14 protein-coding genes are annotated in these 20,975 nt (G+C 69.2%); 7 read left to right on the top strand and 7 right to left on the bottom strand.

Annotated features, from left to right (window positions below):
* Positions 1–6: 6 nt before the first annotated feature.
* Both Q0654_RS11370 and Q0654_RS11365 read right to left on the bottom strand, forming a co-directional pair.
* Positions 7–732 (bottom strand): glutamine amidotransferase, encoded by a 726-nt coding sequence (locus Q0654_RS11370; protein ID WP_298853882.1) that lies wholly within the window; start codon positions 730–732, stop codon positions 7–9.
* Positions 729–2,540 (bottom strand): GspE/PulE family protein, encoded by a 1,812-nt coding sequence (locus Q0654_RS11365; protein ID WP_298853880.1) that lies wholly within the window; start codon positions 2,538–2,540, stop codon positions 729–731. Before Q0654_RS11365 ends, Q0654_RS11370 begins: the two co-directional genes overlap by 4 nt.
* A 90-nt stretch (positions 2,541–2,630) precedes the next feature.
* On the opposite strand from Q0654_RS11365, the gene glyQ reads away from it, so the two are divergent.
* The 4 genes from glyQ to Q0654_RS11345 all read left to right on the top strand — a co-directional run bounded on the left by glyQ (position 2,631) and on the right by Q0654_RS11345 (position 9,123).
* On the top strand, positions 2,631–3,599 hold the full coding sequence (gene glyQ / locus Q0654_RS11360; protein WP_298853878.1) for a glycine--tRNA ligase subunit alpha: 969 nt from the start codon (positions 2,631–2,633) through the stop codon (positions 3,597–3,599).
* Positions 3,599–5,800 (top strand): glycine--tRNA ligase subunit beta, encoded by a 2,202-nt coding sequence (gene glyS / locus Q0654_RS11355; RefSeq protein WP_298853876.1) that lies wholly within the window; start codon positions 3,599–3,601, stop codon positions 5,798–5,800. The genes glyQ and glyS overlap by 1 nt, the downstream gene beginning before the upstream one ends.
* Before the next feature lie 814 nt (positions 5,801–6,614).
* Entirely contained in the window at positions 6,615–8,426 is a 1,812-nt protein-coding gene (recQ, locus tag Q0654_RS11350) for a DNA helicase RecQ (protein WP_298853874.1), read from the top strand.
* A gap of 154 nt (positions 8,427–8,580) precedes the next feature.
* On the top strand, positions 8,581–9,123 hold the full coding sequence (locus Q0654_RS11345; RefSeq protein ID WP_298853872.1) for a GNAT family N-acetyltransferase: 543 nt from the start codon (positions 8,581–8,583) through the stop codon (positions 9,121–9,123).
* Positions 9,124–9,389: 266 nt separating this feature from the next.
* Here the strand turns inward: Q0654_RS11345 and Q0654_RS11340 are convergent, their stop codons facing one another.
* Positions 9,390–10,559, bottom strand: coding sequence for an HD domain-containing phosphohydrolase (locus Q0654_RS11340; RefSeq protein ID WP_298853870.1), 1,170 nt, complete (start codon positions 10,557–10,559; stop codon positions 9,390–9,392).
* A gap of 232 nt (positions 10,560–10,791) precedes the next feature.
* On the opposite strand from Q0654_RS11340, the gene Q0654_RS11335 reads away from it, so the two are divergent.
* Positions 10,792–11,778, top strand: coding sequence for a type II secretion system F family protein (locus tag Q0654_RS11335; RefSeq protein ID WP_298853868.1), 987 nt, complete (start codon positions 10,792–10,794; stop codon positions 11,776–11,778).
* Between the two features lie 595 nt (positions 11,779–12,373).
* Here the strand turns inward: Q0654_RS11335 and Q0654_RS11330 are convergent.
* The 3 genes from Q0654_RS11330 to Q0654_RS11320 all read right to left on the bottom strand — a co-directional run bounded on the left by Q0654_RS11330 (position 12,374) and on the right by Q0654_RS11320 (position 17,714).
* A complete protein-coding gene (locus Q0654_RS11330; RefSeq protein ID WP_298853866.1) occupies positions 12,374–13,729 on the bottom strand; it encodes a sodium-dependent transporter in 1,356 nt (451 codons plus the stop codon).
* Positions 13,730–13,793: 64 nt separating this feature from the next.
* Entirely contained in the window at positions 13,794–15,254 is a 1,461-nt protein-coding gene (gene nhaC, locus Q0654_RS11325) for a Na+/H+ antiporter NhaC (RefSeq protein WP_298853863.1), read from the bottom strand.
* 345 nt (positions 15,255–15,599) lie between these two features.
* Positions 15,600–17,714 carry a S9 family peptidase gene (locus Q0654_RS11320; protein ID WP_298853862.1) on the bottom strand — a complete coding sequence of 705 codons (2,115 nt, stop codon included), beginning with the start codon at positions 17,712–17,714 and terminating at the stop codon, positions 15,600–15,602.
* Positions 17,715–17,839: 125 nt separating this feature from the next.
* On the opposite strand from Q0654_RS11320, the gene Q0654_RS11315 reads away from it, so the two are divergent.
* Together Q0654_RS11315 and Q0654_RS11310 are read left to right on the top strand one after the other, a co-directional pair.
* Positions 17,840–18,781, top strand: coding sequence for an MBL fold metallo-hydrolase (locus Q0654_RS11315; RefSeq protein ID WP_298853861.1), 942 nt, complete (start codon positions 17,840–17,842; stop codon positions 18,779–18,781).
* A gap of 5 nt (positions 18,782–18,786) precedes the next feature.
* Entirely contained in the window at positions 18,787–19,335 is a 549-nt protein-coding gene (locus Q0654_RS11310; RefSeq protein WP_298854076.1) for a Maf family protein, read from the top strand.
* A gap of 412 nt (positions 19,336–19,747) precedes the next feature.
* Here Q0654_RS11310 and Q0654_RS11305 read toward each other — a convergent pair whose 3' ends face one another.
* The gene (locus Q0654_RS11305) at positions 19,748–20,932 is read right to left on the bottom strand and encodes an endonuclease/exonuclease/phosphatase family protein (protein ID WP_298853860.1); all 1,185 of its coding nucleotides are present in this window, start codon (positions 20,930–20,932) and stop codon (positions 19,748–19,750) included.
* Positions 20,933–20,975: the final 43 nt, after the last annotated feature.

The following is a 20,975-nucleotide window of genomic DNA, read 5'->3' as shown; positions in this document are numbered from 1 at the left end:
CGCCGCTCAGGCGTGGCGCTGGCGCGCATGCCGCACGAAGCGGCGCAGCACCTCGCGCGCCTTGGGCGCGGGGCGCACCTCGCGGGCGAGGCCGTGCGGGCAGCTGCCCTCGCGGCGCAGGTCCTCGCCGCGGGCGCGGATGTAGCCGCGCATCATCTGCGCGCTGAACTCGGGATGGAACTGCACGCCCCAGGTCTGCGATCCGATGCGGAAGGCCTGGCAGTCGTCGCGCTCGGACTGGGCGAGGACCACGGCGTCCTTCGGCGGTGCCAGCACGGTCTGCAGGTGGGTGGTGTGCGCCGGCAGCTCGCTCGGCAATGTGCTGAACAGCGGATCGCGCCCGGCCTCGGGCGTGAGCCGCACCGGCACCGTGCCCATCTCGCGGCCGCGCGGGTTGTAGCCGACCTCACCGCCAAAGGCGTGCGCCAGCAGCTGGTGGCCGTAGCAGATGCCGAACAGCGGCAGGCCGTGGGATTCGGCCTCGCGCAGCCACTCGGCGCTGCGCTCGCTCCAGGGCAGACGCTCGGTGACCATCGCCGCCGAGCCGGTGACGAACACGCCGGCGTAGCGCCGCGGGTCGGGCAGGTGGGCGTCGTCCAGCACCGGACAGACGGCGGTGTCGCGGGCGCTCAGGCCCGCAGCCACGCGGATCCAGTGGGTGAAAGGCCCGAGCCGGCGCAGCGAGGGCACCGGGCGGCCGGTTTCAAGAATCAGGAAGGGCAGGTGGCTCATGTCTCGGGCGGCAGGACGGTCTGGGCTTCTTCGATGGTGGTGAGGCCGGCGGCGACGTGGGCCGCGGCCGCGCAGCGCAGCGGGCTCATGCCGCTGTCCATGGCGGCATGTGTGAACTCGCCGAGGTCCATGCCGGGCTTGACCCGGCCCAGCAGCTCGGGCGAGAGCACCAGCATCTCGTACAGGCCGATGCGGCCGAGATAACCGGTGTTGCGGCATTCGAGGCAGCCGACCGGCGCGCAGCCCATGGCCGGCTGCGGCAGCGCGTGCTTGCCGACCAGGCCGCGCCAAGCGGCGCCGTCGATCGGCGCCTCGCGCTTGCAGTGCGCGCACAGGGTGCGCACCAGGCGCTGCGCCAGCACGCCGTTCAAGGTGGACTGGATCAGGTAGTGCGGCACGCCGAGGTCGAGCAGTCGGGTGATCGCCGAACAGGCGTCGTTGGTGTGCAGGGTCGACAGCACCAGATGGCCGGTCAGCGAGGCCTGCACCGCCATCTGCGCGGTCTCAAGATCGCGGATCTCGCCGATCATGATGATGTCCGGGTCCTGCCGCAGCAGGGTGCGCACGCCCGAGGCGAAGTCGAGGTCGATGGCCTGGTGCACCTGCATCTGGTTGAACTCGGGCGCGATCATCTCGATCGGGTCCTCGACCGTACAGACGTTGACGTCCGGCGTGGCCAGCCGCTTCAGGGTCGAGTACAGGGTGGTGGTCTTGCCCGAGCCGGTGGGGCCGGTGACCAGCACGATGCCGTGCGGGCGGGTGGTGAGGTCGCTCCAGGCCTCGGCTTCATCGGCGGAGAAGCCCAGCGCCTCGACGGGTTTGAGCGCGGTGTCGGGGTCGAAGATGCGCATCACGCACTTCTCGCCAAACGCCGTGGGCATGGTCGACAGGCGCATTTCGACCTCGCGCCCGCCCGGCGAGCGGGTCTTGATGCGGCCGTCCTGCGGGCGTCGCTTCTCGGCCACGTCCATGCGGCCCAGCACCTTGATCCGGCTGACCACCGCGATCATCACCGGGGTCGGCAGCTCGAACACCTTGTGCAGCACGCCGTCGATGCGGAAGCGCACCCGCGACAGATCGCGGCGGGGTTCGAGGTGGATGTCGGAGGCGCGCTGCTCGTAGGCGTACTGCAGCAGCCAGTCGACGATGTGGACGATGTGGCGGTCGTCGGCGCCGACTTCGCCGCTGGCGCCCAGCTCGACCAGCTGCTCGAAGCTGGGCAGGCCGGTCTGCGCCTGCTCCTCGTTGGCGTTCTTGGCCTTGCGCACCGAGCGGGTGACGCCGAAGAACTCCATCGTGTAGCGGTGGATGTCCAGCGGGTTGGCGACCCGCAGCTCGATCTCGCGGCGCAGGATGTGGCGGATGTCGTCCAGCCAGCGGGTGTCGCGCGGCTCGCTGGTGGCGATCACCACCCGCTCGGGCGAGACCTCGACCGGCAGGATGCGGAAGCGCTGCGCATAGGCGTGCGAGAACAGGCTCGTCACCGCCGGCACGTCGACCTTGGTGGGGTCGATGCGCAGATAGGGCACCTGGCTGGCTTCCGCGAGCCAGCTGGTCAGGCGCTCCAGGCTCAGTTCGGTGCCGGCCTTTTCGTGGCTGGCCAGCTTCAGGTTGGCCAGCAGCACCAGCGGATGCACCTCGATCTGCGGCTTGCCCGACTTCGCCGCGCCGCGGGCGCGCAGGGCTTCCTTGGCCTCGACCAGGCCGTCCTCCTGCAGCAGCGGCAGGACGACATCCAGCGAAAGCCGGCCGTTCGGCAGGCGCGGGCTGTCGGGGCGTGTCGAGGCGGGGCGGCGGACGTGGCTCATGCGGGCTTGGCTTCCCTTGCCGGCGGCCTCTCGGGCCGCGAAATGCAGGCCGCTATACTAGCGCGCTTGACCATGCCGCCCCGGTGAACCATGACGGCCAACGCCGCGAATCTGCTCACATTCCAGGAACTGATCCTGCGCCTCAACGCCTATTGGGCCCAGCAGGGCTGCGTGCTGATCCAGCCGCTGGACCTTGAGGTCGGCGCCGGCACCTTCCATCCGGCCACCTTCCTGCGCGCGCTCGGCCCCGAGCCCTGGAACGCGGCGTACGTGCAGCCCTCGCGCCGCCCCACCGACGGCCGCTACGGCGAGAACCCGAACCGTCTGCAGCATTACTACCAGTACCAGGTGGTGATGAAGCCCAACCCCGACAATATCGTCGAGCTCTATTTCGATTCGCTGAAGGCGCTGGGCGTCGACCCGCTGGTGCACGACTTGCGCCTGGTCGAGGACAACTGGGAGTCGCCCACGCTCGGCGCCTGGGGCCTGGGCTGGGAGGTCTGGCTCAATGGAATGGAAGTCACCCAGTTCACCTACTTCCAGCAGGCCGGCGGCCTGGAGTGCCGCCCGGTCACCGGCGAGATCACCTACGGGCTTGAGCGCCTGTGCATGTACCTGCAGAACTGCGACAACGTCTACGACCTGATCTGGACCTATGGGCCTGACGGCACCCCGGTCACCTATGGCGATGTGTTCCTGCAGAACGAGCGCGAGCAGAGCGCCTACAACTTCGAGCACGCCAACGTCGAGGAACTCTTTCACCGCTTCGACGCCTGCGAGGCCGAGGCCCTGAAGCTGGTCGAGCTGGGCCTGCCGCTGCCGGCCTATGACCAGGTCTGCAAGGCCAGCCACAGCTTCAACCTGCTGGACGCGCGCCGCGCGATCAGCGTCACCGAGCGCCAGCGCTACATCCTGCGCGTGCGCAATCTGTCCAAGGCGGTGGCCGAGAGCTACCACGCCCAGCGCGAGAAGCTGGGTTTCCCCGTGCTGAAGGACGAGGCCGAGCGGGCGAAGCTCGGGCTTGCGCCGCTGGCCGCGAACGGCAAGGAGGCCGCGTGATGAGCACCGCATCGCTGCTGATCGAACTCGGCACCGAAGAGCTGCCGGTCAAGGCCCTGCCCGAACTGGCCGCGGCCTTTGCCGACGGCGTGGTCGCCGGCCTGGCCAAGCGCGGCGTGAGTCATGGCGCGGTGCGCAGCCTGTACAGCGCGCGGCGCCTTGCCGTGCTGATCGAAGACGTCGCCAGCGAGCAGCCCGAGCAGCGCTCGGAGGTGCTCGGGCCGTATCTCAACATCGGCCTTGATGCGGACGGCAATGCGACGCCGGCGCTGAAGGGCTTCGCGCAGAAGAACGGGGTCGAGTGGACCGCGCTGGAACGCATCACCGACGGCAAGGGCGAGCGCTTCGTCGCCCGCTCGGTCAAGCCGGGTGCGCGCACCGCGAACCTGCTCAATGAAGTGCTGGCCGACACGCTGAAGGCCATGCCGATCCCCAAGCCGATGCGCTGGGGCGGCCACGACTACGGCTTCGCCCGGCCCGCGCACTGGCTGATCGTGCTGCTGGGCGGCGACATCGTCGAAGCCTCGACGCTGGGGCTCACCTCCGACCGCATGAGCCGCGGCCACCGCTTCCACCACGCCAAGCCGGTGTGGATCGCCAAGCCCGAGGACTACATCGACAGCCTCCGCGCCGCCAAGGTGCTGGTCGATGCCGACGAGCGCCGCGCGCGCATCCGCGCGCTGGTGAACGAGGCGGCACAGGCCGTCGGTGGCGTGGCGCGGATCGACGCCGGTATCCTCGAAGAGGTGCAGTGCCTGAACGAATGGCCGCAGCCGATCACCTGCAGCTTCGAGCGCGAGTTCCTGCGCGTGCCACAGGAGGCCCTGATCGCCACGATGGAGGCCAACCAGAAGTTCTTTCCGGTGCTGGACGCCGAAGGTCGGCTCACCGAGCACTTCATCGGCATCGCCAATATCGAGTCGAAGGATCCGAGTGAAGTCCGCAAGGGCTATGAGCGCGTGATCCGCCCGCGCTTCGCCGACGCCAAGTTCTTCTTCGACGAGGACCTGAAGCAGGGTCTGGCGTCGATGAACGAGGGGCTTAGATCCGTCACCTACCAGCAGAAGCTGGGCAGCTATGCCGACAAGGTTGCGCGCATCGCCGCACTCGCGCGCGCACTGGCGCCGGCGTTTGGCGTCGATGCCGAGCTGGCCGCGCGCGCTGCGGGCTACTGCAAAGCGGATCTGCAGTCGCGCATGGTCGGCGAGTTCCCCGAGCTGCAGGGCATCGCCGGCCGCTACTACGCGGCGGCGGCCGGTGAGCCTGTGGAACTGGCGGCCGCGCTGGACGAGGTCTACATGCCGCGCTTCGCCGGCGATGCGATCGCGTCCTCCAAGCTGGGCCAGCTGCTGGCCGTTGCCGAACGTCTGGACACGCTGGCGGGTGGGTTTGCTGCGGGGCTGAAGCCGACCGGCAACAAGGATCCGTTTGCGCTGCGCAGGAATGCGCTGGGCTTGGCGCGGACGTTGATTGAGGGTGCAGCGAACATCGAGATCGGCCGCGCGCTCGATAACGCAGTGATGGGCGCGCGCTTCTCGATCGCACTAGTTAAGGCTCAGAAGGATTTCGTCGTTCGCATGAGTGCGATGATTGCGCTCTCCCGGATTCATGGCTCCAGCAACGATGGAGACGTCGCAGGGTTGGGCGAAGACGAAATACAAGTGCCAAGAAACACCAAGGCTGACGTAGAAGAACTCCGCGACTTCATCTTCGACCGCCTCCGCGGCTACTACGCCGACCAGGGTGTGCCGTCGCAGCAGTTCGAAGCCGTGCTGGAGTTGAAGCCCGCCTCGCTGACCGACTTCGACGCGCGGCTCAAGGCCATCGCCGAATTCGCCCGGCTGCCCGAAGCCGCCGCGCTGGCCGCGGCCAACAAGCGCATCCGCAATATCCTGCGCAAGAGCGAGGACGTGCTGCCCGAGCAGATCGACGCGTCGCTCTTCGAGGGCCACGCCGAAAGCGGCCTGCACGGCGCCATCGAAGCCGCCATCGCCGCCACCGACCCGCTGCTGGCGAACCGCGACTACGTCGGCGTGCTGATGCGCCTCGCCCAGCTGCGGCCCAAGGTCGACGGCTTCTTCGAGGCGGTGATGGTGATGGCCGAAGACCCCAAGGTCCGCGGCAACCGCCTCGCCCTGTTGAAGCGCCTCTCCGACCGCTTCCTCGCCGTCGCCGACGTCTCGCAGCTGGCGGCGGGGTAGTGCAGCAGCCCATAGGGTGGGCCCTGGCCCACCGGAGCCCGACGCTCGCCCCGGTCACGGTGCGGGCCTCGTTTGAGCCCCTCTCCCCTCGGGAGCGGTTCGGGGGCGCTAATCGGCTGCCAGTGGCAGCCGATGCCCCCGGGAGCCCGAGCGAAGCTTGCTTCAAGCCCCTCTCCCCTCGGGAGAGGGGTTGGGGTGAGGGCCGGGCGGAGCGCAGGCTCCAAGCCTCGCCAAGCATCACGACTCGGCTTTGGCTCCAGCCTTTGCGGGCAGGAGCCCGCGCTCTTCCCGGGGCCCCTGGGGAGCGGCGGGAGGCCGTGGAACCGCCCGCAGGGTCGCCGGCAAGGATGCCGGCGATGTTCGTGACAGTGCAGGGATGCGCTGTCCACGAACACCCACGGGCTCACGCGTACCCGGAGCGCAGGGATGCGCGTAGGGCGCGGACGAGGGGTGGCCTTTCTCTTGCCTACTTCTCTTTGGGCACGCAAAGAGAAGTAGGTCGGGCAGCCCGAAGGGCTGACCGAAAGCTCTTGCTCTTTGCTTCGATCGACAGAGCGACCCGGCGAAACCGGGGCAAGAATGGAGCTCACGGTGGGCCAGGGCCCACCCTATGGCGATTGCGGGGAGAGGTGGCCTGCAATGCCGACGGGAAGCTCTCGTTCTTCGCTTCCAGCACTCGCGTGACGGAGCGAAACCGGGGCGAGTATGGAGCTCATGGTGGGCCAGGGCCCACCCTATGGGCGTTGCGGAGCGTGCCGACCCTAGAGGCGAGCCAGACGCTCTCGCTGCGATCGAGCCGCAAGGCAGCGACCCCATGACCGACCGCCTCCACGACACGCTGAAGTCGGTTTTCGGCCACAGCCAGTTCCGCGGCCCGCAGCAGGCGATCGTCGAGCATCTGGTCGGCGGTAACGACTGCCTGGTGCTGATGCCCACCGGCGGCGGCAAGTCGCTGTGCTACCAGCTGCCGGCCTTGTTGCGGGACGGTGTCGGCGTGGTGATCTCGCCGCTGATCGCGCTGATGCAGGACCAGGTCGAAGCCCTGCGCCAGCTCGGCGTGCGCGCGGCGTTTCTGAATTCGAGTCTCGATGCCGACACCGCTGCCGGCGTCGAGATGGATCTGCTGAACGGCGATCTCGATCTGCTCTATGTAGCGCCGGAGCGCCTGCTCACGGGCCGTTTCCTGAGCCTGCTGGCACGAGTCAAGGTCGGCCTGTTCGCCATCGACGAAGCGCACTGCGTCTCGCAGTGGGGCCACGATTTCCGCCCCGAGTACCGCGAGCTCAACCTGCTGCACGAGCGCTGGCCGGACGTGCCGCGGATCGCGCTGACCGCCACCGCCGACCCGCCGACCCAGCGCGAGATCGTGGAGCGTCTGGGCCTGAATGATGCCAAGCAGTTCGTCACCAGCTTCGACCGCGCCAACATCCGCTATCGCATCGCCTACAAGCAGAACGCCAAGCGCCAGCTGAGCGACTTCCTCGATCGTCATCGCGGCGAGACCGGCATCGTCTACGCGATGACCCGCAAGCGCGTGGAGGAAACCGCCGAGGCCCTGCAGCAGCTCGGCCACACGGCCTTGCCCTACCATGCGGGCATCGACGCCTCGATCCGCGCGACGAATCTGCGCCGCTTCCTGCGCGAGGACGGCGTCGTGATGGTGGCGACGATCGCGTTCGGCATGGGCATCGACAAGCCGGACGTGCGCTTTGTCGCCCACATCGACCTGCCGCGCTCGATGGAGGGCTACTACCAGGAGACCGGTCGCGCCGGTCGTGACGGCGCGCCGGCCGAGGCCTGGCTGCTCTACGGCCTGGGCGATGTGGTCAACCAGGCGCAGATGATCGAGCGCTCGGAGTCCTCGGACGATCGCAAGCGCGTCGAGCGCCGCAAGCTGGATCAGCTGCTGGGCTTCTGTGAATCGGTGCGCTGCCGCCGGCAGGTGCTGCTGGAGGGTTTCGGCGAGGTGTATCCGAAGCCTTGTGGCAACTGCGACAACTGCCTGGAGCCGGCCGATACCTGGGATGGTTCCGTCGCCGTACAAAAGGCGCTGTCCTGCATCTACCGCACCGGCCAGCGCTTCGGCGTGGTGCATCTGATCGACGTGCTGCGCGGCGCCGACCACGAGCGCATCCGCCAGCATGGGCACGACAGGCTCACGGTCTATGGCCTGGGTCGCGAGCTCGACGAGTCGACCTGGCGCAGCGTGTACCGGCAGATCCTCGCCGGTGGACTCGCGGTGATCGACATCGATGGCTATGGCGCCCTGCGTCTCACCGAGGCCAGTCGCGCGGTGCTGAGAGGCGAGCAGCCGGTGCGTCTGCGTCGCGATCCCGAGATCATCAAGGGCAAGCGCGGACCGAAGCCCGGTGGCGCGCGCAAACCCGTCATCGAGTTTGCCGACCCCGACACCGAGTCGCGCTTCCTTGCCCTGCGCGAGCTGCGCGCGCGCTTGGCGAAGGAGCAGAACGTGCCGGCCTACGTGATCTTCCACGACAGCACCCTGCAGGCGATCGCCGAAGCCGACCCGCAGGATCTGGACGAGCTGGGCGAGATTCCGGGCTTGGGTGCACGCAAGCTGGACCGCTACGGCGAGGCGGTGCTGGAGGCCTTGGGGGAGCTGTAGGCGGGCAGCGTGTGGCGAGATGCGCCCCCCTCTCCGCAACCCCTCTCCCTCCAGGGGAGAGGGGCTTTAAGCTGAAGCGGCCGACGTTGACGCCGACGCCCACGTCGATCATCAGCCTGTCAAGGCTGTCCCCAATCTCCAATCCCCGCTCCGAATGCCCACACTCCACTTCCGCTTCGCTGAAGAACCCGACGCCCCCGCCATCGCTGACCTCGTCGAGAGCGGCTACCGAGGCGAGCGCAGCCGTGCGGGCTGGACTACAGAGGCCGATTTGCTGGATGGCCAGCGCATCGATGTCGAGGGCGTGCTGGCGGTGATCCGTGATCCAGACAGCCGCGTGCTGCTGGCCGTGCGCGAGGGTAAGGATGAGAGTGGTGTCGAGCTGCTCGGCTGTGCGCAGCTGGAGCGCACGCCCGACTACGCCTACTTCGGCATGTTCTCGGTGCGTCCGGGGCTGCAGAACAGCGGTATTGGCCGTGCCGTGCTGGCCGAGGCAGAGCGCATCGCCCGCGAGGACTGGGCGCTGCCGGCGATGCGCATGAGCGTGATCATGCAGCGCGCGGAACTGATCGCCTGGTACGAGCGCCGCGGCTATGCGCGCACCGGCGAGTACCTGCCGTTCCCTTACGGCGATGAGCGTTTCGGCAAGCCAAGGCGCGAGGATCTGAAGTTCGAGGTGCTGGTGAAGCGCCTGTAGCGCAACATCGGGTGCGTGCTCGCTGCTGCCCGTCAGCGTTCGCGCGCCGGGCGTCGGGCGCCTGGATGAAGCCGTACGCTGGCGACCCCATGGATCGTCGCCCCGCGATGGCCGGCTGCAGGGTCGTGCACCCGCCCAGTGTCGCTCGCCGCAGTCGCAGGAGTCCTGGATCCCGTCCCCGCCTTCGCGAAGACAGGCCTTTCTCGGAGTGACGGACCCGTGTTTCTTCAAGAACACCCGCGCTGCGAAGTGGGTCGGCGCAGTCCTCAAGCGTCCCAGAGCTTCTCCAGGCCCGGCAGCAGTCCCTGGTAGCGCTCGGTCGACAGCGATTCGGCGATGGCGAAGCCGGGCGTGGCGGTATCGCGCTCCGGGCGCGTGACTTCCGCCTTGCCGTAGCGGTCTATCAGGCAGCGCACTCGCGGCTTGCCGGCGCTGGCGCCACGTCGGAACACCACGGCGACCTCGTTGTTCTCCAAGCGCACCAGGCCACCCGGCGGATAGATTCCGATCTCGCGCACGAACAGGGCTGCCAGATGCTCGTCCACGCGGGTGCCACGCTCAAGGAAGATCGCGCGCATCGCCTCGGTGGCGGCGATGGCGCCGCGGTAGGCGCGCGGTCGGATCATCGCGCAATAGGTGTCGACAAGGGCCAGCAGGCGGGCCCCCACGCTGATCGCATCGCCGCGTTCGCCGCCGGGGTAGCCACTGCCGTCCAGGCGTTCATGGTGCTGGCGCACGGCCTGCAGCCATAAGGCATCGGCGATCCCGGTCGCTTCGAGCGCCTGCGCGCTGCGCTCCGGATGGGTGCGGATCAGCTCGCGCTGCGCGGGTGTCAGTTCCGCGCGCTGGTCGTTGAGCACGCGGGCCAGTGGCGCCAGCGCACAGTCGAAGCTCAGCGCAGCGCCGAGCAGTGACTGCAGTTCGACCTCGTCCAGTGCAAGCGTCTGCGCCATCAGGCCGATCAGCAGGGCGGCATGGATGGGGCGCGCGGCCTGGCCGTCTTCGCGTGCGCTGAGCTGCATGTAGGCGAGCGCAGCGTCGGCGTCCTGCCGCAGGTAGCGCAACAGCGGTTCGCGGAGCTCGCACAGGCGCTGGCCGGCGTCGCCGGGGTCGGACTGCAGCAGGCGGGGTAGCACCGCGCGCAGCTCGTCACGCAGGCGCAGGATGCCGGGGCCTACACGGGTGGGCCAAGCGCGCGGGCCGCTGGCCGCAAGCCCGCTGGCGGCGAGACCTGCTGGCGGAGAGGCGAGGCCGCCGCTGCTGCTGCGGCGCTGCGTTTCGGCCTCGCGCACGTAGCCGCGCGCCACCAGCGATTCGCACTGCGCGTCGCTGCGCAGCACATGGCCTGCTTCCAGCAGCAGCTTGCCCTCACGGTCATACACGGCCTGCGCCAGCGGGCTGCCGACCTGCAGTTCATGGCGACTCAGGGGACGCATGGGTGTCACGGTTCTCCTGCGTGGGCTTTGCGGACCGGGGTTCGGGTAAGGTCGGCGGGCAAATGCCAGGGGCACGCATGCAAGACCTGATCCGAAACCTGGGCCGCCATCGGCCTCCACCGATTACCGCCATCGCGGGTCATGCACTTGCGCGCCGTAGGCGATCGCCGTGGGGCACCCCCTCGGCGGCGGATCTCGACGAAGCGCAGGTCGCGGCGCGCCGGGGCAGAAGATGAGCGGGCGCTCATTGGCCGCGGCCCTGCGCTCCCGCCTGCATCTGCAGCTGGCCGCGCTGGAGCGCGCCGGCGTGCCGCCGCGGCAGGCGCTGCAGGCACTGGAATGCGGCGGCGAGGCCAAGGCCCGCATCACCCGCGCGCGCCAGCTGCTGGAGGCTGGGCAGGGCTGGGCGATCGCCGGTCGCGTGGCCGGTCTGTTCACGGTGATGGAGGCCGCGGTCATTGCCGCCGCGGCGGAAGGCGGCAGCCCGGCGCGCGCGCATCAGCGTCTGGGCGAACAGGCGGCGTTCGAGGACCGACAGCTGAAGCGGATGCGCGGGCGCCTGCTGCTGCCGGCCTTCGTGGCCTTCGCCGCACTGGTGATCCTGCCGCTGCCGGCCCTGGTGGCCGGCAGCCTCGGTCCGGGCATCTATCTGCTGCGTCTGCTGCTCATCGTCGGCGGCGTGCTCGGCCTGCTCGCGCTGGGCCGCGAGCTGCTGCGTCGGCAGGCGGCTGCCGAGGACTGGCCCGGGCGCGCTGTGATGGAGTCGCTCGCGCTCGGCCTGCCGGTGTTCGGCCCCTTGCTCGCGCGCCAGCAGGTGCAGCGCTTCATCGAGTATCTCGCCCTGCTGCTCGACTGCGGCCTGCCGGCCGCCGAGGCGGTGCGCCACGCGGCCTCAACGCTGCGCCTGCAGTGCATCCGCGTGGATTTCGAAGCTTCAGTGGCGGCCCTGCAGGCTGGGCACAGCCTGCAGGCGGTCGCCGGCGGATGGCGCTTTGTCGCCGATCCGACCCTGGTCGGCATGATCGGCACCGGCGAGGGCAGCGGACGCCTGCCCGAGCTGCTCGCGCGCTATGCGAAAGCGGAAGCCGACGCGCTGGATTCACGCATCGACTCGCTGGCGACCTGGCTGCCGCGCCTGGTCTACCTGCTGCTGGCGGTGCTGCTGGCCTGGCAGTTGATCGGCGGGTTCGCGGCGCTGATCCGTCGCGACCTGGGGTGAATCAGCGGCGCAGGGCGCGTTTTGCCGACCTGAAAGACACCTCCCCCTGGACGAAGCCACAATCCATACGCGCATAGGGTGCGCCTGTGGCGCACCACCCAGCGCAGTCCGATCGCGGCAAGGAGGCAAACACTCTCGGCGCAGATGCGACGGCAGTACTGCGACCACCCGATCTCGGGCTCGATCGAGGCATCGCGTCGGTCGCCGGGGTTGGTGCGCGACACGCGCACCCTACAAGCACGAGAGACGCAGCTCCCCGGGCCGAAGCCTCAAGCCATACGCGCATAGGGTGCGCCTGTGGCGCACCACCCAGCGCAGTCCGATCGCGGCAAGGAGGCAAACACTCTCGGCGCAGATGCGACGGCAGTACTGCGACCACCCGATCTCGGGCTCGATCGAGGCATCGCGTCGGTCGCCGGGGTTGGTGCGCGACACGCGCACCCTACAAGCACGAAAGACGCAGCTCCCGAGATCGAAGCCTCAATCCATGCGCGCATAGGCTGCGCCTGTGGCGCACGGCTTGCTTGCAAATGAGGAAGCGAAACCTGACTGGCAAGTCTGTGCGCCCGCCGGGTCCAAGCCGCGCGCTCGGCGATCAACCCGCGAACTTCTGCGACAGCACGAACAGCACCAGCAGCGGCGCGACCACGCGCACGCTCCATCGCCAGGCGGTGTAGAGGCCGTCGCTGAGCTGCGGCAGCTCCTTGCGGGTGAGCTTGGCATCGAGCACCCAGCCGGCATACAGCGACACCAGCAGACCGCCGAGCGGCAGCATCACGTCGGAGGCGACGAATTCGATCGCGCCCTGCAGGTCGCGGCCGCCGATGCGGACCTCGCTCCAGACGTTGAAGCCCAGCAGGGACAGCAGGCCGATCGCCCAGACCAGCACACCCGCGAGGATCGACGCGCTGCGACGGGTCAGCGGCGTGCGCTCCACCAGGTAGGCCGTCGGCGGCTCCAGCAAAGAGATCGACGAAGTCCAGGCCGCGAACATCAGCAGCAGGAAGAAGGCGAGGCCGTAGAGCGCGCCGCCCCACATGTCGCTGAAGGCCATCGGCAGGACGGTGAAGATCAGGCCCGGGCCGCCGCCGGCCGGGTCGAGGTTGAAGGCGAACACGATCGGAAAGATCGCGAGTCCCGCCAGCAGGGCCACGGCGGTGTCCATCAGCGCGATCGATACGCCGGCCTGAGGAATCGAGACATCGCGCGGCAGGTAGGCGCCGTAGGCCATCATGCCGGCGAGGCCCAGGCTCAGCGAGAAGAAGGCCTGGCCCAGCGCCGCCAGCACCACGTTCTCGTTGATCTTGCTGAAGTCCGGCGTGAACAGGAACTCCACCGCCGCACCGAAGTGGCCTGTGCGCACGCCGTAGATGACCAGCAGGATCAGCATCAGGAACAGCGCCGGCATCAGCAGCTTCACCGCCCGCTCCAGACCCTTCTCGACGCCGAGCGCAACCACGCCGATGGTCAGCACCATGAACACCGAGTGCCAGAACAGCAGGGTCTTGGCGTCACCCAGCAGGCCGCCGAAGGTGGCCGGGCCGTCCTCGATGCCGGCACCGCCGAACAGCTGCACGAGGTACAGCCAGCCGTAGTGCATCGTCCAGCCGGCGACCACGCTGTAGAAGCTGAGGATCAGGATGGCCGAGGCCATGCCCATCATGCCGATGACCGACCAGGCTTTGGAATGGCCGGTCTCGCGGGCGAGGTTCAGCAGGGTGTTGATCGGGCTCTGCCGGCCGTGGCGACCGATCAGCACCTCGGCAAACAGGATCGGCAGGCCGATCAGAGCAATGCAGGCGAGGTAGACCAGCACGAAGGCGCCGCCGCCGTTGTCCGAGGCGAGGTAGGGGAAGCGCCAGATGTTGCCGAGCCCCACGGCCGAGCCCGCCGCGGCCAGGATGAAGGCCGTGCGCGAAGACCACATGCCGTGTACCGATTGCTTGTCCATCCACTGAACTCCACGAAGCTTTAGAGACGGCGCCGATGCGCCGACGGGGTTGGGACGTCGCAGCTCAGGCCGTGGCCCGGACCCGCGCGATCTTGTAGCCGAAGTAGGCCAGCACGCCGGCCAGCACCGGGCTGATCAGGTTGAAGAACACGTAGGGCAGGTAGTCGATCGTGCTCACGCCCAGGGTGACCGCCATATAGGCGCCGCAGGTGTTCCACGGCACCAGCGGCGAGGTCAGGGTGCCGCCGTCCTCCAGCGCGCGCGAGAGATTCTCGGGGGCCAGGCCGCGCTTCTCGTACTCCGGCTTGAACAGGCGGCCGGTCAGCACGATCGCCATGTACTGGTCGGCGGCGACGAGGTTGCAGCCGAGCGCGGTCGCGATGGTGGCGGTGATCAGGCTGCCGGTGCTGCGGGCCAGCGCCAGCACGCCGCGGATCAGGCGCTCCAGCAGGCCGACCGACTCCATCACCGCGCCGAAGGCCATGGCGCAGAGGATCAGCCAGACGGTATTGAGCATGCTGGACATGCCGCCGCGGCTGATCAGCTCGTTGACCGCTTCATTGCCGGTGTCGGCGCTGTAGCCGGTGGCCAGCGCCTTCCAGGCGCCGGACAGCAGGGCCCACGGGCGGGTGAGTTCATCAGAGCCCGCCAGCGCGACCACGCGGTCAGGCTGGAACAGCACGGCGAAGACCGCACCCAGCAGGGCGCCGATCAGGATGGTCGGATAGGCGGGAAAGCGCTTGACCGCCAGCGCGAACACCACCACCAGCGGGATCAGCAGGTGCAGGCCGAGGTTGAAGTGGCTCCCCATGATGCCGGCGAGGTCGCCGAAATCGGCGCCGCCCGCACTCGTGCTGGCGCCGAGGCCGACTACGGCGAAGGCGATCATCGCGATCACGAAGGCCGGCACCGTGGTCCAGGCCATGTGCCGGACGTGGGTGAACAGCTCACCGCCGGCCGCGGCAGGCGCGAGGTTGGTGGTGTCGGACAGCGGCGACATCTTGTCGCCGAAGTAAGCGCCTGAGATCACCGCGCCAGCGGTGATGGCGGGCGACATGTCGAGGCCCGAGGCCACGCCCATGAGCGCGACGCCGAGCGTGCCGGCAACGGTCCAGGAGCTGCCGATGGCGAGCGCCACGATCGCGCAGATGAGGCAGGCGGCCGGGTAGAAGAAGCTCGGGTCCATCAGCTTCAGGCCGTAGACGATCAGCGCCGGCACCGTGCCCGAGAGAATCCAGGTGCCAATCAAGGCGCCGACGGCGAGCAGGATCAGCAGGGCCGGCGTGGCGAGCGCGATGCCGCGGGTGATCGCGGCCTGGATGTCGTCCCAGCGCAGGCCGTTGTAGATGCCGATGATCCCGGCGACACCGCCAGCCAGCAGCAGGGCGATCTGGTTGGCGCCGTAGGAAGAATCCGCGCCGTAGAGGTAGACCGAGCTGGCCAGCCCGGCGACCAGGAAAACCAGCGGCAGCAGTGCCTGCAGCAGGCTCGGATCGCGCCGCGGCGCGGTGGCGGTGTCGGACATTCCCATCCCCGTTGTGCTGTTCAATCGGCGGCTGCGCTCAGCATCCCGCTGTGCGCGCCCTCATGGTCCGTGTGCGTCTGGCTGCGCCCCATCGAACCCGCCGACCCCACCCCCGTGGGACGGCGGAGTGTAGCAGCGGCGTCTTGCGACGCCGCTGCCGGGATTCGGGATTGGGGATTCGGGATTCGCAGGAGCGCGCTGTCGCGAGATTCGCTGCTTCGCAATAGCCCAGAACGAAGCCGCGGGCCGAGCCCCTCTCCCCTGGAGGGAGAGGGGTTGGGGAGAGGGGGCGAATCACGCCGCGCGCTCAGCCATCCTCGGCTTCAGCGCGCGGTGCTCGGCCCTTCAACGATTCTCCATTCCCGATTCGCGATTCCCGGCCTTGTGCCTCTCAAACCACCCCAGCGTATTCAGCACCTGCGCCAGCATCTGGCTGGGTCGCGCATTGATGCCGTGGCCGGCACCCGGGATGCGCAGCATCGCCGCCGGCACGCCGCGCAGCTTGAGCGCCTGGTAGTACTGCTCGGTTTCGGAGATCGGCGTGCGGTAGTCGTCCTCGCCGGTGACCAGCATCGTCGGCGTCTTGACCTTACCCACCAGCGACAGCGGCGAGCGGTTCCAGTAGTGCATGGGGTCTTCCCAGGGCATCGACGGGAACCAGTACTGCGAGAACAGCGGATAGAAGTCGGCGGTGAGCACGAAGCTCGCCCAGTTGATCACTGGCTTGGCGACCACGGCGGCGCGGAAGCGGTCGGTCTTGCCGATGATCCAGGCGGTCAGCACGCCGCCGCCCGAGCCGCCGGTGACGTAGAGCTGGTCCGGATCGACATAGCCGCGCGCGATCACCGCATCGACCGCGCTGATCAGGTCGTCGTAGTCCTGGCTCGGATAGTTGTGGTGGATGTGGTCGGCGAAGGCCTGGCCATAGCTGGTGCTGCCGCGCGGGTTGGAGTACAGCACCACGTAGCCGGCGCTGGCGTAGAGCTGGATCTCCGGCGCGAAGCGCGGGCCGTAGTTGGCGTAAGGGCCGCCGTGGATCTCCAGCAGCAGCGGGTATTTCTTCGTCGGGTCGAAGCCCGGCGGCAGCGCGATCCAGCTCTGGATGTCGAGGCCGTCGTGGCTGGACTGGGTCCAGATCTCCTCGATCCGCGCCAGCTCGCGCTGCGGCAGCAGGTCCGAGTTGAGATCGGTCAGCGCGCGCGCGCGGCCGCGCTCGACCAGGCCGACTTCGGCCGGCGCCAGAGCGGTGCCGAGCGTGTAGGCCACGCGCTCGCCGGCCACCGAGAAGCTGCCGCCCGGGTAGGGGCGGCCCATCGCGGTGCCGCCGAGATCGCGCGCCAGCACTTCGATGCGCTCGCTGCGCGGGTCGATGCGGGCGACGTGGGTTTCGCCGTGACGGTCGTAGCTGAAGACGATGCGGCCGCGGCCGTCCCAGCTGGGGCTGTCGATGGCGTGGTCGAAGTCGGCCGCCAGACGCCGGCTCTCGCCGCTGCCGAGCTCCAACACGTACAGGCCGGTCTGGGTGTAGCCGCGGCGCTGGTCGTCGAAGCCGATATAGGCGACGCGTTTGCCGTCCGGCGACAGCGCCGGCTGCATGTCCGGGCCTTTGCGCGCGGTCAGCGCGGTGGCCGTGCCGGTGGCGAGATCCACGCGGTAGAGCTCGCTCTCCATGGGGTCCAGCGCCGCGTTCTCGGCGTAGTTGGCCGAGACCAGCAGGGTATTGCCATCCAGCCAGCGTGGGGTGCCTCGGTGGTTGACCTTGCCTTGCGTGACCTGACGCGGCGTACCGCCTTCGGCCGGCAGCACGAATACGTGGGTGTAGGCCGGCTCGGTGTAGCCGCGGCCGTCGGCGCGGTAGCCGATGTCCTCGATCAGCTTGGCGGCCGGCGCCCAGTTGGCGCCCTCGGGCTTGGGCGGCAGCTTGGCCAGCGGCTGGGTCGGTGCAGGCACCGCCATGCTGAAAGCCAGCCAGCGGCCGTCCGGTGACCATGAAAGCCCCGAGGGACCGCGTTCCAGCTGGCTGATCTCCGAGGTGGCGCCGGTGTCCATCCAGCGCACCCAGATCTGCGACTTGCCCTCGCGCGCGCTGACCCAGGCGATGCGGTCGCCGTTGGGCGACCAGATCGCCGCACCGTCACCGCTGCGGCCGGTGGTGAGCGGGCGGTGGGTATTGCGCTCCAGGTCCAGCAGCCAGAGGTGGCCGCGGCGGCGGTCGTTCTGCTTGTCGAAGTGGTTGCGCAGGTAGACCACCTGGCGCGCATCGGGCGACAGCTCGGGCTGGCTCGCCCACTCCAGATCGAAGACGTCCGGCGGCATCAGCGGCGGACGCTCTTCCGCGCAGGCAGGCAGGGCCAGCGCCAGCCCGACCACGCCACCGACGAGGACGGCAGCGCTGCGGGCGAGCAGGACGACCAGCGGGTGGCTGGGCGCGGGCGGACAGGGCAGGGGGGCGTTGGACATCATGGGCTCCGGTACGGCAGCCGACAGGGTAGGCAGGCCGCGGCTCGGCCGAACGTGCGGATAGTCCTGTCGGCCCGCGCGGGCCCATCCGCTATCCTCCGGCGTCTTCCGCGCGGAGCACGCCCATGCAGCAGCCCCACGGCATCCACACGCTGGACACCGGCTTCCATCGGCCGAACTTCGATGCCGCCTATCTGATCGTCGAGAACGGCCGCGGCGCCTTCGTCGACTGCGGCCTCAACGCCTCGGTGCCGGCGCTGCTGCAGGGTCTGGCCGCAGCGGGGCTTGCGCCGGCCGATGTCGACTGGCTGATCCTCACCCATGTGCATCTGGATCATGCCGGCGGCGCCGGCCAGCTGATGCAGGCGCTGCCGAACGCGAGGCTGGTGGTGCACCCGCGCGGCGCCCGCCACATGATCGACCCCAGCCAGCTGATCGCCGGCGCCAGCGCGGTCTACGGCGAGGACGAGGTCGCGCGCACCTATGGGCGGATCCTGCCGGTCGATGCGGCGCGCGTGGTCGAGGCGCAGGACGGCCATCGCATCGACCTCGCCGGCCGCGAGCTGCTGTGCCTGGACGCGCCGGGCCATGCGCGCCACCACATCGTGATCTGGGATGCGGCGAGCCGCAGCTTCTTCACCGGCGACACCTTCGGCCTCAGCTACCGCGAATTCGACAGCGCGGCCGGCGCCTTCATCCTGCCGACCACCACGCCGGTGCAGTTCGAGCCCGAGGCGCTGAAGGCCTCGATCGCGCGCATGCTCGACTTCGATCCCGAGGCCATGTACCTCACCCACTACGGCCGCGTGGCGCCGCCCGCCGCGCTGGCGCAGGCCCTGTTCGCGCAGATCGACGCGATGGTGGCGATCGCGCGGGCGCAGGCCGGGCTCGCGAGTGAGGCGCGGCACGCCGCGATCTGCGCCGACCTGGCCGAGCTCTATGCCACCCGCGCCGCCGCCCACGGCTGCCGGCAGAGCCGCGCCGAAGTCATCGCGCTGCTGGGCATGGACATCGAGCTGAACGCGCAGGGTCTGGGCGTCTGGTTGGATCGCGAGGCGCGCGCATGAGCGGCGTGCTGTACCTGGCCTCGAAGTCACCGCGCCGGCGCGAGCTGCTGGGACAGCTCGGCATCGCCCACGTGGTGCTGGAAATCGAGATTCCGGAAGAACGTGCACCCGGCGAGCCGGCGCTCGACTACGTGCAGCGCCTTGCCCGCGAGAAAGCCGAGGCAGGCTGGAACCGCGTCGGCCACCAGCCCTTTGCGCGCGTGCTCGCGGCCGACACCGAGGTGATTCTCGACGACGAGGTGTTCGGCAAGCCGCGCGATGCGCTGGATGCCGCCGCGATGCTGCGGCGCCTGTCGGGTCGTCGCCACCAGGCCGTCTCGGCGATCTGCCTCGCCGACGCGCAGGGCAGCCGCGAGGCCCTGTGCATCACCGAGGTCGAGTTCGACACGCTCGACGAGGCGCGCATCGCCGCCTACATCGACAGCGGCGAATGCTTCGGCAAGGCCGGCGCCTACGCCATCCAGGGCCGCGCCGCCGCCTTCATCCGCCGCATCGAGGGCAGCTACAGCGGGGTGATGGGGCTGCCGTTGTTCGAGCTGGCGAGGATGGTTTGAGAGCGTTTCGCCGCGGCGTCGCGGTGCAGGTATTCTCGAAGATACCTCGACTCGTCGTCCCCGCGGAGGCGGGGATCCAGTGGTCTTGCGACTGGGGCAGGCTGGGACTGGGCCCCCGCCTTCGCGGGGGCGACGAGCAATCTGTTCGCGAGCGTACTGTTTCGAGCGAGCTGAGACTCGGCTAGTTCGGGCGCCTGAGCGTTTCGATCACCTTGGATGAGTTCGTTGCTCGCCTTGTTTCTGTGGAAGCCTGCTTGCGGGTGACTCGAGGTCGATACATGGCCTGGCACTGAACTTCGCGAAGATGCTCGCTAACTCAACAGCAGCAGTTCGTTATAGGGAGTTCCGGATCCGCAGAAGTGCCCGCGCTGCCCTTTCGATTCCCGATTCCCGATTCCGGATTCCGAATTCCCTATTCCCGGCTCAAATCCACCCACACCAGCCGGTGATCGCTGGCCGTCACCCAGTCGCTGCCCGGCGCGCCGCGCTTGGGCCAGAACACGCCGGCGTCCAGCACCTTGAAGCCCTTCGAGGGCAGCACGTAGTCGACGCGCATGGTGCCGCGCTTCGGGCTGAACTGGGCGGTTTCCGTGTGCGGGTCGCCGCGCTGGGCCAGCTCGGCGCCGTTGCCGGGTTGGAAGGTCAGTGAGGCCTCGAAGCTGCCTTCGCTGCGCGGCGCCGGTTCGGCCTGCACGCGCGGGTGTTCGAGAAGGGCCTGGATGGCGCCGGGCAGGCTGTCGCCTTCGACCGGGTCGGCGTTGAGATCACCGGCGATGACGAAACGCGCATCGGCCGGCAGCGGGCCGCGTCGGCCCTGGTCATCGACCATCCAGTCGGCGCCGTCGAGGTAGTCGCGCCACAGCTTCAGCTCGTCGTGGTTGCGAACCTTGTTGCGGCCCTCCGGCCCGTCGAAGGCCGGTGGCGTGGGGTGCGCAGCGAGCAGGTGGATGCGCCCCAGCGGCGTATCGATGGGCAGGTCCCAGTGCGACTTCGAGGACAGGCGCAGCTGCGCCCAGACCTCGGCTGGATACCAGGGCGCATCGGCACCCGGCAGACGCGGCTGCAGGGCGCCCGGCAGATCCGACCAGCGCAGATGCTGGAACGTGCGCGTCGCTTCGGCATCGATCGGATAGCGCGACAGCACGAGCATGCCGTACTGGCCCGGGTGGCGGCCAAAGCCCCAGGCGTCGCCGGGGTCGCCGAGCTGGCCGTTCTGGTCGAGGTCCAGCCCGCTCGGCTCGCCGGTGTTGACCGGCGCGTGGAAGGCGTAGGGATAGTCGAGCGGCGCGAGCCCGGACTGGCTGACGCCGAGATAGCGCTCGCGGAACAGCCGCGCCGTCTCGCCGGCCTCGTCGCGGTCCAGCTCGTTGAGCAGCACGATGTCCGGCCGCACGGTCTGGAGGACCGCCGCCAGCTTGCGCGCCTGGGCGTCTTCGCCGCGCAGGCGCTCCAGCACCGCGCCGGGCTGGTCATCGGTCAGGGCCAGGTTGTAGGTGGCGATGCGCAGTTTCACCGGCTCGGGTGCTCCAGAAGTGCAGGCGGTCAGGCTCAGGGCGAGGCCCAGCAGCAGGGCGCCGGTGCGAATCAGGGCGTGCATGCGGGCGTCCGCGATTCAAGGGCCCGGCAGCATAGCGGCAGCG

The sequence above is a fragment of the uncultured Aquimonas sp. genome (genome assembly GCF_937888285.1).
Classification (GTDB): domain Bacteria; phylum Pseudomonadota; class Gammaproteobacteria; order Xanthomonadales; family Xanthomonadaceae; genus Aquimonas.
Note: the sequence above shows the minus strand (reverse complement) of the source record. Positions and strands in the feature narration are given on the sequence as shown.